Source organism: Streptomyces sp. NPDC020845 (assembly GCF_044334165.1).
Classification (GTDB): Bacteria; Actinomycetota; Actinomycetes; order Streptomycetales; family Streptomycetaceae; genus Streptomyces.
In genome coordinates, this window is record NZ_JBIRSJ010000003.1 from 153,734 (window position 1) to 168,770 (window position 15,037).

A 15,037-nucleotide genomic window follows, 5' to 3' on the forward strand; every position below is an offset into this window, starting at 1 on the left:
CCCATCGAGTCACCCATGTCATGCACCGCACCTGACCCCCGTTGAAAGGTTGCGCATGTCTCCAATCCCCCGACGCAATGTGCTCAAGGCAGCCGCCGTCGCCGGCGCCGCGACCCCCTTCTCCTGGCTGCTCGGGGACAACGCCCAGCAGGCCGCGGCCGCCGACAAGGCTGACACGGCCGACAATGCGGCGGACGACCCCGTGAACATCACCTGGCTGGAGGACGGCGGCCTCGGCGCGGCCGCGGGCAGCACCTTCGGCGTGCCCTGGCCGAAGGGCGCCCAGCCGGCGGACCAGAAGTTCGCACTGGCCACGGCCGACGGCAAGGACGTGCCCCTGCAGACCTGGGCCACCGCCTACTGGCCCGACGGCTCGCTCAAGTGGACCGCGCACGCCGCGGCGGAAGGGCTCGACGGCGCCACCGCGTACCGCCTGACCGCCGGCGAACCCGCAGCGCCCGCCGAGAAGGTCACCGTCTCCGAGAGCGGCGGCAAGATCACCGTGGACACCGGGGTGATCAAGGCCGTGATCGGCAAGGACGGCGGGAAGCTCGTACGGTCCATCACCCGGGGCGGCACGGAGATCGCCCGCGACGGCCGGCTCGTCCTGCTCCGCCAGGGCGATATCGACGACGGCGACCACGGCAGCGCCAAGTGGGAGCGGTTCGACGGTGAGATCAGCGGCGCCAAGGTCGAGCAGAAGGGCCCCGTCCGCGCGGTCGTCCGTATCGACGGCAAGCACCGCAAGGGCGGCCGCAGCTGGGTCCCCTTCAGCGTCCGGCTCTACTTCTACGCGGGCGCCGACTCGTTCCGCATGGTCCACACCATCACCTTCGACGGGGACCAGACCGGCGGTCATGAGTCAGGGGACTTCATCCGCGGCCTGGGCGTGCGCTTCACCGTGCCCATGCGCGACGAGGCGTACGACCGGCACATCCGGATCGCGGGCGAGGGCAAGGGGTTTCTGACCGAGGCGGTCAAGGGCATCACCGGGCTGCGCCGCGACCCCGGCGCGGCCGTCCGCAAGGCCCAGTTCACGGGCGAGAAGCTGCCCGACCCGGCCACCTGGGACCAGCGGGTGACCACTCGGCTGCATCTCATCCCCACCTGGGGCGACTACACCCTCTCGCAGCTGTCCGCCGACGGCTTCACACTGCGCAAGCGCACCAAACCGGGCCACGGCTGGATCCCCGCGGGCGGAGGCGGCCGGGCGAGCGGCTTCGGCTATGTGGGCGGCGTCAGCGGCGGACTGTCCTTCGGACTGCGCGACTTCTGGGAGAAGTTCCCAGCCCAGCTCGACATCCGGGGTGCCGCGGGCGACGAGGCCGAGGTCACGCTGTGGCTGTGGTCGCCCGAGGCCCAGCCGATGGATCTGCGCTTCTACCACGACGGCATGGGCCAGGACACCTACGCCGAACAGCTCGAAGGACTCAACATCACCTACGAGGACTACGAGCCGAAGTTCGGCACCCCGTACGGCATCGCGCGCACCAGCGAGCTGATGTTCTGGGCCAACGGCGCCACACCGAGCGCGGATACGCTGGTCGCCCAGGCAGCCGCCGTACGCACCCCGCCCCAACTGGCCGCCGGACCAGCCGATCTGGCCCGTGCCAACGTCTTCGGCGGCCTGTTCGCGCCCGTGGACCGCTCGACCGCCGCCAAGGCGAAGATCGAGGATCATCTGGACTTCCTCTTCACCTACCACAAGGGCCAGGCCGAACAGCGCCGCTGGTACGGCTTCTGGGACTACGGCGACATCATGCACACGTACGACGAGGACCGGCACCAGTGGCGGTACGACGTCGGCGGCTACGCCTGGGACAACTCCGAACTGTCACCCGACCTGTGGCTCTGGTACGCCTATCTGCGCTCCGGTCGCGCCGATGTCTTCCGGTTCGCGGAGGCCATGACCCGGCACACCGGCGAAGTGGACGCCTACCACCTCGGGACATGGGCCGGCCTCGGCACCCGGCACGGCGTACAGCACTTCGCGGACAGCGCCAAACAGCAGCGCATCTCCACCGCCGTCTACCGGCGCCCGTACTACTTCCTCACTGCCGATGAGCGTGTCGGCGACATCATGAGCGCCCTCGTCGACTCCGACGAGACCTTCCTCGTCCTCGACCCGCTGCGCAAGGTCCGCACCGACCCCGACTACGAACCGGACCCGCACGCCCTGGACATCGGCTTCGGCACCGACTGGAGTGGGCTCGCCGGGGCGTGGCTCACCGAATGGGAGCGGCGCGGCCCCAAGGCCGAGAAGGCCGAGGCCAGACTGCGCAGCACGATGGAGACCATCGCCGCCCAGCCCAACGGCTTCGTCCAGGGCTCCGGGCTCTACGACCTCTCCACCGGCAAGTACGCCGTCGCGACCGAGGCGAGGGTCAGCGTCTCCCATCTGTCCGCGGTCTTCGGCCTCGTCGAGATGTGCGCCGAGCTGATCGACCTGATCGACATACCTGAGTTCAAGGAGGCGTGGCTGGACTACTGCCGCTACTTCAACGCCACCAAGGCCGAACAGAAGGCCCGCTACGGCACCGACTTCGGCTCGCTGCTGCTCTTCCAGGGCCACTCGAGGCTCGACGCCTACGCGGGGGCGCAGCTCAAGGACGAGGCGCTGATCAAACGCGCCTGGCAGAAGTTCTCCGGGGGCGACGGCTACCCCGACGCCACGACCGACTGGAGGACGGTCGAACTGGAAGGGCCCGATGTGCTGGAGCCCGGGGTCGAGGCCGTCTGGGTGTCCACCAACTCCACCGCCCAGTACGGGCTGGCCGCGATCCAGAACCTCGCGCTGATCGGGGACGAGCTGCCCGGCTGAGCCGGATGGGCCCGGCCCGGGTGCCGCTCCCGGGCCCGGTCCACCGCGGACTGGAAAGACCGCAGACTGGAGAGATGGACTGGTGCCGTTACCGCTTCCGGAGCCACTGGGACCTCGACGCCCCGCCCGCCGCCGTCTACCGGCTGCTCGCCGCGGGCGACGAGTATCCCCGGTGGTGGCCGCAGGTCCGGGAGGCGGTCAGGAGCGACGAGCGGACCGGCACCGCCCGTTTCCGCTCCGTGATTCCGTACGACCTGGTCATCACCGTCCGCGAGGCTTGTCAGGACCCGGCGGCGGGGGTGCTGGAGCTGGCGTTCTCCGGCGATCTGGAGGGGTGGGCGCGCTGGACCGTGACCGCCCGCGGCAGCGGCGCACGCGCCCTCTTCGAGCAGGATGTGGTGGTCCGCAAGCCGCTGCTGCGCCTCTTCGCGCTCCCCGGCCGCCCCCTCTTCCGCCTCAACCATGCGCTGATGATGCGCGGCGGGCGGCGAGGGCTGCGGGCCTACCTGGCCGCGCCGCCGCCCGGGGCGCATTCGGTTTGAACGAAACCCACCGCGACCTGTATTGTTCAGGTCGTTCCACCGGGGAGGACCCCGCCGGGACACCCGGGGCGATTAGCTCAGTGGGAGAGCGCTTCGTTCACACCGAAGAGGTCACTGGTTCGAACCCAGTATCGCCCACCTCATGAGGCCGGGCCGCCAGCAGGCGGTCCGGCCTCAACCCTTATCCGGGCCTCGACACGTATCCGGGCCTGACAGGTATCCGGGCCTCGACACGTATCCGGCGGGCCTACGCCGCGGCGGGCAGCTCCGGCCGCATCGGCCAGGCCGGGTCGCACACCTCCTGCGAGCCGTTGAGCGCGAACCACGCCTGCAGACCGCGGGCCTGCGCCGCATACCACACCGTCTGCCGGTCGTGCAGCTCCGCGGGCGTCATCGTGCCCAGCCGGGAGGTGAAGCGGCGGCCCACCGCCCGCACCACTTCCAGGGCGGCCGTGGCGTCCGCCGCCGCGTCATGCGCGCCCGTCAACTCCACGCCGTAATGGGCGCACAGATCGGTGAGCGTGCGTCGGCCCTTGCGATAGCGGTCCAGGTGCTTGTCCAGCACCCGGGGGTCGAGGATGGCCAGTGAGCGCAGGGAGACATACGTGGACAGGCTCGCATTGCGGTGGCGCTTCAACTCCCGGTCCAGCAGGGTCAGATCGAACGGCGCGTTCATCACCACCACCGGGGTGCCCCGGGCGGACTGCTCGGCCAGCGCCCGCGCCACCTCGTCCACCACCGGGGCCGGCCACCTGCCGTGCCGCTGGAGATGGGCGTCGGTCAGCCCGTGTATGGCGCTCGCCGCCTCCGGCACCGGTATCCCCGGGCTCACCAGCCAGCGCCTGACCTCCGGCAGAGTCCCGGCCCCCCGCTGGACCACCAAAGCGGCCGACACGATCCGGTCCTGCTCTACATCGATCCCTGTGGTCTCCGTGTCGAATGCGGCGAGAGGCCCCTCGAACCAGGACGGCATGGCCTCAACTCCTCGTGCTCGCTCACCAAATGGCATCTACGACCCCGCCCCACCTGGTGATACCCGTCGAGGGTGGGCCGAACCGCCGCCGTTTGCCGGGCTCCTGACGCGGAGACAACACTGGTGTACCAATCCGGCAATTCCGGAAGGCGCTCGACGACATGGCGTTCGCGCAGCCCGACCCGGCCACGCCGGCGAGCAGTCTGCTGTCCGAGCGGATCGCACCGCCGCGAGGCTCCCTCGCCACCACCGCCTGTATGGAGACCCTGCAGGTCGGCTATCTGCACGCGGTCGCGGCGGCCGCCGGCTGCTCCTTGGCGCAGCCCTTCCCCGATCACGGCATCGACTGGCACCTCAGCCACAGCGCGCGGGGGCACACCGTCGACGACGAAGTGACGATCAAGGTGCAGCTCAAGGCCACGTACCAGATCGCCCCCCGCCCGCCCGGGCCGACCTTCTCCTTCACCCTCGACAACGACCACCTGATCAAGCTGGCCCGGACCCCGGTCTCGGTCCACAAGATCCTCGTCGTGATGATCGTGCCGCGCGCCCGGGACGACTGGGTGCGCGCCGGCCACGACCGTCTGGCGCTGCGCCACTGCTGCTACTGGACCAACCTGGCCGGCCACCCCGTCACGGGCAGCCGCCGGACCACCGTGCGGATCCCGACCTCGAGGATCTTCGACGACCGCGCGCTCTGCGAGATCATGTCCCGGGTCGGGGCGGGAGGGAAACCCTGATGGACCGGTACCGCCCGACCGAGGAGCCCGCACCCGCCGTGCCCACCCCGTCCCCGGACCAGGTGGACCCGGCCGTGCTCGGCGCCCTGCTGGCCCGGCACGGCTGGCGGCGGCGCGGGGGAGCGGTGGGGCGGTACGCGCGCTGGACACCGGCCGGCGACCTGACCGGCGGCACCAGCCTGCTGGTGCCCGAAAGCCGGGAGTTCCCCGACAGCGGCGATCTGCTGGGCGAGGCGGTGACCGCGCTGGCCCGCAGCGCCGCGCCGTCCGCCCGCGAGGTGCTGATCGGCCTGGCGGTGCCCAGCGACGAGATCCGCTGGCGCCGCGAGGTGCCCGAGCCCCGTACGGGCGCCCCCGCCTGGACCGCGCAGGAACGGCTGCGCGCCGCCGCCCGCGCCACGCTGCTGGCCGGGGCGCTCGCCGCCCGGGGGCGGGCTGGCTATTACGGGGCGCGCCACCGCCGCGAGGCCGAGGCGTGGCTGGAGCACGTGCTGATCGGGCCGGCCGGTCCCGGCGGGCGCGAGCTGACCGTCTTCGTACCGGTGGAGCACGGGCGGGCCGTCACCGGGACCCTGCTGCGCGCGCTGTACGCGCTCCGCGATGCGGTGGACTACCAGCGGACCACCGGCGGCATGGAGGCGTTCGACACCGCCGTGGAGGCGGGCGTGAGCCGTGAGCTGACCGAGGCCGTCGTCGCCCTTGTCGAGGGGACGGAAGGGGCCCGGGTGGCGCTGGAGTGGTCGCCCGGGGCCGGCCCGCCGCACGGCTCGGCGCTCCGGCCGGAGCCGGTGGAGTTCAGCCCCGGCGATCTGCCGGCCCTGCGGGAGGCCGGCGCCCGCTACGAGCAGGCCGAGCCGTCGGTGCCGGTGCGGGTCACCGGTGCGGTGGTGCGGCTGCGCCGCACCGGACCGGGCGGCCCCGGGACGGTCCGGCTGCGGGTGCTCGCCGGCGCCGAGGTGGGGCAGGTGCGGATAGCGCTGGAGGAGGACGACTACCGGATCGCGGGACACGCACATCTGGTGGGGCTGCCCATCCGGGTGAGCGGCAGACTGGAGAGCCGGGGCGGGTTCCGGCGGATCACCGGGGCCAGGGACGTCACCCCGGTGCAGGTCGACGAGGCCGAGCGGGACCGGCTGCTGAAGTCGCTCCAGGAGAATCTGGACTTCTTCGAGGAGGCCTGCGGCGGGCCCGAGGAGGAGCACGGCGACGGATGCCCCGAGCCCTGACCCCGAGCCCTGGCGTCGATCGCTCCCTGTAGCCGTCCCCGTAACCGTTTCGCGGTCCGGCCCTCCGGCTCGGTACGATTCACGCTGCGCAGCAATCGCTGCTCCGAGTGATCCATCAGTCAGGAGAGACCGGTGTCAGACGTCCGTGTGAGCATCCAACGCGATTCCGAGCGGGAAGAGCGCGTGGTGACCACGGGCACTACGGCGGCGGACCTGTTCGACGGCGATCGCTCGATCGTGGCCGCGCGCGTCGGCGGGCAGCTGAAGGACCTGGCGTACGAGCTGGCCGAGGGCGACGAGGTCGAGCCGGTCGAGATCACCAGCCAGGACGGTCTGGACATCCTGCGCCACTCCACCGCGCATGTCATGGCGCAGGCCGTGCAGGAGCTGTTCCCGGAGGCCAAACTCGGCATCGGCCCGCCGATCAAGGACGGCTTCTACTACGACTTCGACGTCGAGACCCCGTTCCACCCGGACGATCTCAAGCGCATCGAGAAGAAGATGCAGGAGATCATCAAGCGGGGCCAGCGGTTCTCCCGCCGCCCCGTCACCGACGAGGCCGCCCGCGAGGAGCTGGCGGCCGAGCCGTACAAGCTGGAGCTGATCGGGCTCAAGGGGTCGGCCGCGGATGCCGCCGAGGGCGCGTCGGCCGAGGTCGGCGCCGGTGAGCTGACCATCTACGACAACCTCGACGCGAAGAGCGGCGAGCTGTGCTGGAAGGACCTGTGCCGGGGGCCGCACCTGCCGACCACCCGGAACATCCCGGCGTTCAAGCTGATGCGCAGCGCCGCCGCGTACTGGCGGGGCAGCGAGAAGAACCCGCAGCTGCAGCGGCTCTACGGCACCGCCTGGCCGACCAAGGACGAGCTCAAGGCGTATCTGGACTTCCTGGTGGAGGCCGAGAAGCGCGACCACCGCAAGCTGGGCTCCGAGCTGGACCTGTTCTCCTTCCCCGACGAGCTGGGGTCGGGCCTCGCGGTGTTCCACCCCAAGGGCGGGATCATCCGCCGGGAGATGGAGGCGTACTCGCGGAAGCGGCACGAAGAGGCCGGCTACGAGTTCGTCAACACCCCGCATATCACCAAGGCCAAGCTGTTCGAGACCTCGGGGCACCTGCCGCACTACATGGAGGGCATGTTCCCCCCCATGGAGTTCGAGGGGCAGGACTACTACCTCAAGGCCATGAACTGCCCGATGCACAACCTGATCTTCCGGGCGCGCGGGCGGTCCTACCGAGAGCTGCCGCTGCGGCTGTTCGAGTTCGGCACGGTCTACCGCTACGAGAAGTCGGGCGTCGTCCACGGCCTCACCCGGGCCCGCGGCTTCACCCAGGACGACTCGCACATCTACTGCACCAGGGAGCAGGCGCCGGACGAGCTGGACTCCCTGCTCACCTTCGTGCTCGACCTGCTCCGCGACTACGGTCTGAACGACTTCTACCTGGAGCTGTCCACCCGCGACGACAGCGACAAGTTCATCGGGTCGGACGAGCAGTGGGCCGAGGCCACCGACCTGCTGCGGCAGGCCGCCGAGAAGCAGGGCCTCGAGCTGGTCATGGACCCGGGCGGCGCGGCCTACTACGGGCCCAAGATCTCGGTCCAGGCGAAGGACGCCATCGGCCGGACCTGGCAGATGTCGACCATCCAGGTCGACTTCAACCAGCCCGCCCGGTTCGAGCTGGAGTACACGGCGGCGGACGGCTCGCGGCAACAGCCGATCATGCTCCACCGGGCCCTGTTCGGATCCATCGAGCGGTTCTTCGCGGTGCTGCTGGAGCACTACGCGGGCGCCTTCCCGGTCTGGCTCGCGCCGGTCCAGGCGGTGGGCATCCCGATCGGCGACAGCCATGTGCCGTATTTGGAGGAGTTCGCGGCAGAGGCCAAGGCGAAGGGGCTGCGGGTCGAGGTCGACTCGTCCTCGGACCGGATGCAGAAGAAGATCCGCAATGCTCAGCGCGCCAAGACTCCGTTCATGATCATCGCTGGTGACGACGACATGGCGGCCGGGGCGGTCAGCTTCCGCTACCGGGACGGTTCGCAGAAGAACGGTATCCCCCGCGATGAGGCGATCGCGGAGATCCTTGACGCGGTGGAGCGCCGGATCCAGGTGTGACGCGCTTCCCCTGCTGACGCGGGGGTGTGCATTCGAGGGGCGGCCCCGAACGGGGTCGCCCCTCACCGCATCCTGATCAGCCTCGGACGAATATGCTGGCCCGCATGACGAGTGAGCCGGAGCAGCAGATCGGAGTGGGAACGCCCGACGCGTTCCAGCGCCTGTGGACACCCCACCGGATGGCGTACATCCAAGGCGAGAACAAGCCCACCGGGCCGGGTGCCGGGGACGGCTGCCCCTTCTGCTCCATTCCGGAGAAGTCCGATGAGGACGGACTGATTCTCGCTCGGGGCCGGCATGTCTACGCCGTGCTGAATCTCTACCCGTACAACGGCGGACACCTCATGGTCGTCCCCTTCCGGCATGTGGCCGACTACACCGAGCTGGATGCCGCGGAGACGGTCGAGCTGGCGGAGTTCACCAAGGCCGCTATGGTCGCGCTGCGTACCGCCTCGGGCGCCCACGGTTTCAATATCGGGCTCAACCAGGGGGCGGCCGCCGGCGCCGGAATCGCCGCCCATCTGCATCAGCATGTGGTGCCGCGCTGGGGCGGGGACACCAACTTCATGCCCGTGATCGGCAACACCAAGGTGCTGCCGCAACTGCTGGCTGACACCCGCCGGATGCTCGCCGACGCCTGGCCGCAGGCGTAACGTCTGGCCCTCCCACAGCGGCGGCCTCCACGGCGGCGGCCTCCATGGTGACGGCCCCGGGTTCCGGCAGCGCTGCCGGAACCCGGGGCCGTCACCGCTTACGCGGCATGGAGCCTCACACGTCGCAGAGCCTTACGCGTCGTAGAGGTCGGCCTTCTTCGGGGCCACGTCCTGGACCTGGCCGCTGAGCGCCAGGGAGCGGTTGCCGAAGCGCTCGGTGTCCACGCCGTGGTTCTTCAGCACGCCGATCGCCGCCTCGTGGACCACCCGCAGCACCGGGGTGGCGGTGCGCAGCGCGTCGTCCGCCATGAAGCGGTGCCGCCAGGGCTTGTCCGCCCAGGCGTGGCGCAGGCCGAACGGCTCGGGCAGGACCAGCTTCCCGCCCAGGTAGTCCAGCAGCGGCGGGTACCAGGTGAAGGGGGCGCGGACGGCCAGCCGCACCACCTCTTTCGCGTTCACCAGCGGCAGCGGTATGGACTTGGTCTCCCAGAACTTGAAGGTCTTGCTGACCGTCTTGGAGGGCGCGGAGGGCTTGGTGGTGAACAGGGGGTGCACCGGTCCCAGCGCATGGCCGGTGACCTCGATCCGCATCGTCTTGTGCAGCAGGGTCACCGTGATCAGCAGGGTGAGCACCAACTGGCCGTCCCAGAGGACGAACTGCACGCCCAGATAGTGCCGGTCGCCGGAGTTGAACTGCTGCTCGTCGCAGATCCGCTGCAGCTCGACGCCCTTTATCTGGAAGCCCTCCTCCTCCGAGGTGCCGCCGCGCTCCACCGACTTGGCCCCCTCGCCGATGGGCGAGACCACCCAGTGGCGCACGGAGGGGGTGGGGAAGCCTCCGGTGTGCAGCGGGGTGCGCTCCAGCAGCCGCAGCTGGTCATGGATCGCGCGTATCACGTCCCAGCTGCGGAACGGGTCGATCTCCTTGTCGGGGTCGGCCGACACCAGGTCCTCGGCGAGCTGCCAGCTGCCCCAGCGCGTGCCCATGCCGAGTATCCCCTTGGGGCCGGCGTAGAAGACGATATTGCTGTACTGCTCCGCGGTGAGCTTGTGCAGCGCCTTGCGCAGCTCCTCGGCCGAGGTCTGGCCGGGGTGGTTCGGCACGGTCTCGGGGACCTTGGCGCCGATCCCGCCGCCCGAGAGGAGGCCGCTCCAGGCCTCCCGGAGGTTCTTGGCCGTGCGCTCGCTGATCTGCTTGGCCACGTACCACCCGATGACGGGGGCGACGACCACGCCGCGCAGATACAGGCCCCAGAACCCGTCGAAGGGGAGCTTGATCAGGAAGATGAGGGTCACCACGGCGAGCGCCGCCATCAGGAGGGTGCCCAGCGCCCCCATCCGCTTGTCCTTGGACCCGGCGATGGTGCGCCGCAGCTGGAAGGCGCCGAGCCACAGCAGCACCCCGGGGAGGAAGAGCAGCCCGAAGATCACCATGACGGCGGTGAGCCGGGCGTCCCGCGTCTTACGGATGCGGTTGGCCGCCAGGCAGTGCTCGACCACCGTCTGCGGCTCCATGCCGAAGGACTGGATCACCTGGCCGCGGCCGCCGCCGAGCATCCGCAGCTGCACCGCGCGCGAGAAAGCCTCGCCCAGGTTGGGCTCGAACAGAGAGATCTTCGGTGGCTTGACCTCGGAGACCGTCCACTCCGAGTTGGCGTCGAGAAGCTTGGCCACCTCGCTGTCGCGGTAGGCGGCCGAGGCGAGCGCCTGCGTCACCTCGGTCTGGCCTGCCGCTCCGGAGAGCGGGATCTGCGCCCCCGGGCTGAAGTCGAATACGTCCGCCGTCACCAACGCCCCCAATACCGCATGCTGCTTGAGCTGCGACCTCAGCGTATCGGGGTGTGCCGTCCCTGTCGCCAGGGCGTCGCCTCCCTGTGGACAACTACCCACAATCGACCCGGTCGCACCGAACGGACCTGTGGACAGCCGCCCGCCCCAAGCGAGTTGGGGCGGGCGCTCGGCGAAGGTGCCTCAGGCTTCGGCCTGTTCCCGGATCCGGTCGGCGACCTGCGTGGGCATCGGCTCGTGCCGGGCGTAGGAGCGGTTGAACCGTCCGGTGCCGTGCGACAGCGATCGCAGGTCGACCGCGTAGCGGCCGATCTCGATCTCCGGGACCTCGGCGCGGATCAGCGTCTGGCCGCCGCCCGACTGCTCGGTGCCCACGACCCGGCCGCGCCGCCCCGACAGATCGCTCATCACCGCGCCGACGTACTCGTCGGACACCAGCACCGACACCTCGACCACCGGCTCCAGCAGATGGATCCGGGTGTCGGCGGCGGCCTCCCGCAGCGCGAGCGCGCCCGCCGTCTGGAAGGCGGCGTCGGAGGAGTCCACCGAATGCGCCTTGCCGTCCAGCAGGGTCACCCGCACATCGACCAGGGGATAGCCCGCGGCCACCCCCCGCGCCGCCTGTGCGCGCACGCCCTTCTCGACGGACGGGATGAACTGCCGGGGCACCGCCCCGCCCACGACCTTGTCCACGAACTCGATGCCGGAGCCCTCGGGCAGCGGCTCCACCTCGATCTCGCAGATCGCGTACTGTCCGTGCCCGCCCGACTGCTTGACGTGCCGCCCGCGCCCGGCGGACCGGGCCCCGAACGTCTCGCGCAGCGACACCTTGTACGGCACCGCGTCCACCTGTACGCCGTACCGGGAGCGCAGCCGCTCCAGTGCGACGTCCATGTGGGCCTCGCCCAGACACCACAGCACCACCTGATGGGTGTCCTGGTTCTGCTCCAGGCGCATCGTCGGGTCCTCGGCGACCAGCCGCCCGAGCCCCTGGGAGAGCTTGTCCTCGTCCGCCTTGCTGTGGGCCCGGATCGCGACGGGAAGCAGCGGGTCGGGCATCTCCCAGGGCTCCATGAGCAGCGGCTGGTCCTTGGCCGAGAGGGTGTCCCCGGTCTCGGCGCGGTTCAGCTTGGCGACACAGGCCAGATCGCCCGCGATGGCCTGGCTGAGCATGCGCTGCGCCTTGCCGAAGGGCGCGGAGAGGGCGCCGACCCGCTCGTCCACGTCGTGGTCCTCATGGCCGCGGTCCTCCAGGCCGTGCCCGGACACATGGACGGTCTCGTCCGGGCGCAGCGTCCCGGAGAAGACCCGCACCAGGGAGATCCGGCCGACATACGGGTCGGAGGAGGTTTTGACGACCTCGGCGGCCAGCGGGCCCTCGGGGTCGCAGGTCAGCCGCGGGCAGGGCTTGCCCTGCGGGGTGGTGACGGTGGGTGCCTCCCGCTCCAGGGGGGTCGGGAAGCCGCCGGTGATCAGCTCAAGCAGCTCGGTGGTGCCCAGGCCCTGCTTGGATCCCTCGGCGGCGGGCGCGGCGGCCAGCACGGGGTGGAAGGAGCCGCGCGCGACGGCCTTCTCCAGGTCTCCGATGAGCGTCTTGACGTCGATCTCCTCGCCGCCGAGATAGCGGTCCATGAGGGTCTCGTCCTCGCTCTCGGAGATGATCCCCTCGATGAGCCGGTTGCGCGCCTCCTCGATCAGCGGCAGCTGGTCGGGGGTCGGTGCCGCCTCGGTCCGTACGCCCGTGGCGTAGTCGTACACCTGCTGCGCCAGCAGGCCGATCAGCCCCGTCACAGGGGCGTGACCAGCTGCCCCTGCCTCTGGCCCATGCTCGCCCCGCAGCGGCAGATACAGCGGGAGCACCGCGTCGGGGTCATCGCCGCCGAACGTCTGCCGGCACAGCTCGGTCATCTCCTCGAAGGAGGCGCGCGCCGCCTCCAGATGCGTGATGACCAGGGCGCGCGGCATCCCGACCGCCGCACACTCGTCCCACACCATGCGGGTCGCGCCCGCGATGCCCAGGGCGTCCTGGGACGCCGATACGACAAAGAGGGCCGCGTCCGCTGCCCGCAGACCGGCCCTCAGCTCCCCGACGAAGTCGGCGTACCCCGGGGTATCCAGAAGGTTGACCTTCACCCCGTCCCATTCGACGGGGACGAGGGACAACTGGACCGAGCGCTGCTGCCGGTGCTCGATCTCGTCGTAGTCGGACAGGCATCCGCCGTCTTCGACTCTGCCCGCCCGGTTGATCGCGCCGGTCGCCAGCGCGAGGGCCTCCACCAGTGTCGTCTTGCCGGAACCACTGTGGCCGACCAGCACCACGTTCCGCACCGAGCCGGGCCGGTCGGCCGTCGCCGCCCTGCCGGCGGCCCCTGATTGCGTGCTCGTTTTGTCGCCCATGTCTCGCCTCCAGGTCGACATCTGCGATACTTCGAGCTTTCCACCGAGGTCATGGTGCGTCCATACGTCGCACATCTGGGCGTCGCCCGATGCGTGCGCGGCGGCCCCTCGGGGCGTGACTACGATGGGCCAGCCGGTGGCCTGTTGACCACCCGGCCCGTTTCGACCCCCGGGAAGGCCATGCTGAACAAGTACGCGCGTGCATTCTTCACGCGTGTTCTCACCCCGTTCGCCGCCCTGCTCATCCGCCTCGGGGTCAGCCCCGACGCGGTGACCCTCGCCGGGACGGGTGGTGTGGTCGCGGGTGCCCTGGTCTTCTACCCGCGGGGTGAGTTCTTCTGGGGCACGGTCGTCATCACCCTCTTCGTCTTCTCGGACCTGGTCGACGGCAATATGGCGCGGCAGCTGGGGCGCTCCAGCCGCTGGGGGGCGTTTCTCGACTCCACGCTCGACCGGGTCGCCGACGGCGCGATCTTCGGCGGTCTGGCGCTGTGGTACGCCGGGCGCGGGGACGACAATGTGCTGTGTGCGGTGACGATCTTCTGCCTGGCCAGCGGTCAGGTGGTCTCGTACACCAAGGCCAGGGGCGAGAGCATCGGCCTGCCGGTCAAGGTCAACGGGCTCGTGGAGCGCGCCGAGCGGCTGGTGATCTCGCTGGTGGCCTGCGGCTTCTCCGGGCTGCACAAGTTCGGTGTGCCGGGTATCGACATTCTGCTGCCGATCGCGCTGTGGATCGTGGCCGTCGGCAGCGCGGTGACCTTGATCCAGCGTGTGGTGACGGTGCGCCGTGAGGCCGCCGAGGCGGACGCGGCGGACCGGGCGGTGGTCCAGGGAGGCGAGACGCGGTGAGCGAGAAGCTGACCGACGCGCTGTACGGGCTCGGCTGGAGCACGGTCAAAAGGCTCCCCGAACCGGTCGCCGTGGCGCTCGGGCAGCGGATCGCCGATCTGGCGTGGAAGCGGCGCGGCAAGGGCGTGCTGCGCTTGGAGGCCAATCTCGCCCGCGTCGTCCCGGACGCCTCCCCGCGGCGCCTGGCCGAGCTGTCCCGGGCCGGGATGCGCTCGTATCTGCGCTACTGGATGGAGTCCTTCCGGCTGCCGGCCTGGAGCGAGCGGCGCGTCCGCGGCGGCTTCGACCCCGAGGGCCTGCACAACCTCACGGACGGTCTGGCGAGCGGCCGCGGGGTGGTGCTGGCGCTGCCGCACCTGGCCAACTGGGACCTGGCCGGGGCCTGGGTCACCACCGAGTTGGGCGTGCCGTTCACCACGGTCGCGGAACGGCTCAAGCCCGAGTCGCTGTACGACCGCTTCGTGGCCTACCGGGAGGGCCTGGGCATGGAGGTGCTGCCGCACACCGGCGGCAGCGCCTTCGGGACGCTGGCGCGGCGGCTGCGGGAGGGCGGTCTGGTGTGCCTGGTCGCGGACCGGGACCTGTCGGCGTCAGGTGTTGAGGTGAAGTTCTTCGGCGAGTCGGCCAAGATGCCCGCCGGGCCCGCCATACTGGCGGCAAGGACGGGTGCGCTGCTGCTGCCGGTCACCCTCTGGTACGACGCGTCCCCGGTCATGCGGGGACGGGTGCATCCGCCCATCGAGGTCCCTTCGATGGACACCAGCGCGGAGCAGGCCGCGGCCATGACGCAGGAGCTCGCCGACGTGTTCGCCTCCGGGATCGCCGAACATCCGCAGGACTGGCACATGCTCCAGCGGCTGTGGCTGGCGGATCTCGAGCCCCGTCCCGCCGGCGCTCCGGGCGCCGACGGCAGCTCCGGAACGGAGAATCGGTGAG

At 70.6% G+C, this 15,037-nt stretch carries 11 protein-coding genes and 1 tRNA gene; 9 read left to right on the forward strand and 3 right to left on the reverse strand.

Annotated elements, in window-relative coordinates:
* Window positions 1–55: 55 nt before the first annotated feature.
* From ACH4U7_RS08005 to ACH4U7_RS08015, 3 genes are all read left to right on the forward strand, one after another.
* Entirely contained in the window at window positions 56–2,821 is a 2,766-nt protein-coding gene (locus ACH4U7_RS08005) for a Tat pathway signal sequence domain protein (protein ID WP_398527139.1), read from the forward strand.
* A gap of 74 nt (window positions 2,822–2,895) precedes the next feature.
* Entirely contained in the window at window positions 2,896–3,363 is a 468-nt protein-coding gene (locus tag ACH4U7_RS08010; RefSeq protein ID WP_385630462.1) for an SRPBCC family protein, read from the forward strand.
* A 66-nt stretch (window positions 3,364–3,429) separates the two neighbouring features.
* Window positions 3,430–3,501 (forward strand) — tRNA-Val (locus tag ACH4U7_RS08015).
* A 109-nt stretch (window positions 3,502–3,610) separates the two neighbouring features.
* Here ACH4U7_RS08015 and ACH4U7_RS08020 read toward each other — a convergent pair.
* The gene (locus ACH4U7_RS08020) at window positions 3,611–4,336 is read right to left on the reverse strand and encodes a 3'-5' exonuclease (RefSeq protein ID WP_398527140.1); all 726 of its coding nucleotides are present in this window, start codon (window positions 4,334–4,336) and stop codon (window positions 3,611–3,613) included.
* A gap of 161 nt (window positions 4,337–4,497) precedes the next feature.
* Here ACH4U7_RS08020 and ACH4U7_RS08025 point away from each other — a divergent pair, with 161 nt between their 5' ends.
* The 4 genes from ACH4U7_RS08025 (at window position 4,498) to ACH4U7_RS08040 (ending at window position 9,067) form a co-directional block, all read left to right on the forward strand.
* Complete coding sequence (locus ACH4U7_RS08025) at window positions 4,498–5,076, forward strand: DUF4365 domain-containing protein (protein WP_014175010.1); 579 nt, start codon at window positions 4,498–4,500, stop codon at window positions 5,074–5,076.
* A complete protein-coding gene (locus ACH4U7_RS08030) occupies window positions 5,076–6,302 on the forward strand; it encodes a hypothetical protein (protein ID WP_398527141.1) in 1,227 nt (408 codons plus the stop codon). Before ACH4U7_RS08025 ends, ACH4U7_RS08030 begins: the two co-directional genes overlap by 1 nt.
* Window positions 6,303–6,434: 132 nt before the next feature.
* Entirely contained in the window at window positions 6,435–8,414 is a 1,980-nt protein-coding gene (gene thrS, locus ACH4U7_RS08035) for a threonine--tRNA ligase (RefSeq protein ID WP_398527142.1), read from the forward strand.
* 92 nt (window positions 8,415–8,506) lie between these two features.
* Window positions 8,507–9,067 carry an HIT family protein gene (locus tag ACH4U7_RS08040; RefSeq protein WP_398527143.1) on the forward strand — a complete coding sequence of 187 codons (561 nt, stop codon included), beginning with the start codon at window positions 8,507–8,509 and terminating at the stop codon, window positions 9,065–9,067.
* A 132-nt stretch (window positions 9,068–9,199) separates the two neighbouring features.
* Here ACH4U7_RS08040 and ACH4U7_RS08045 read toward each other — a convergent pair whose 3' ends face one another.
* Both ACH4U7_RS08045 and ACH4U7_RS08050 read right to left on the reverse strand, forming a co-directional pair.
* The gene (locus ACH4U7_RS08045; RefSeq protein ID WP_398527144.1) at window positions 9,200–10,855 is read right to left on the reverse strand and encodes a hypothetical protein; all 1,656 of its coding nucleotides are present in this window, start codon (window positions 10,853–10,855) and stop codon (window positions 9,200–9,202) included.
* A gap of 183 nt (window positions 10,856–11,038) precedes the next feature.
* Window positions 11,039–13,252 carry an elongation factor G-like protein EF-G2 gene (locus ACH4U7_RS08050; protein WP_398527145.1) on the reverse strand — a complete coding sequence of 738 codons (2,214 nt, stop codon included), beginning with the start codon at window positions 13,250–13,252 and terminating at the stop codon, window positions 11,039–11,041.
* 180 nt (window positions 13,253–13,432) lie between these two features.
* Here ACH4U7_RS08050 and pgsA point away from each other — a divergent pair, with 180 nt between their 5' ends.
* Window positions 13,433–14,101 carry a phosphatidylinositol phosphate synthase gene (gene pgsA, locus ACH4U7_RS08055; RefSeq protein ID WP_398527146.1) on the forward strand — a complete coding sequence of 223 codons (669 nt, stop codon included), beginning with the start codon at window positions 13,433–13,435 and terminating at the stop codon, window positions 14,099–14,101.
* On the forward strand, window positions 14,098–15,036 hold the full coding sequence (locus ACH4U7_RS08060; protein WP_398527147.1) for a phosphatidylinositol mannoside acyltransferase: 939 nt from the start codon (window positions 14,098–14,100) through the stop codon (window positions 15,034–15,036). Before pgsA ends, ACH4U7_RS08060 begins: the two co-directional genes overlap by 4 nt.
* Window position 15,037 lies beyond the last annotated feature (1 nt).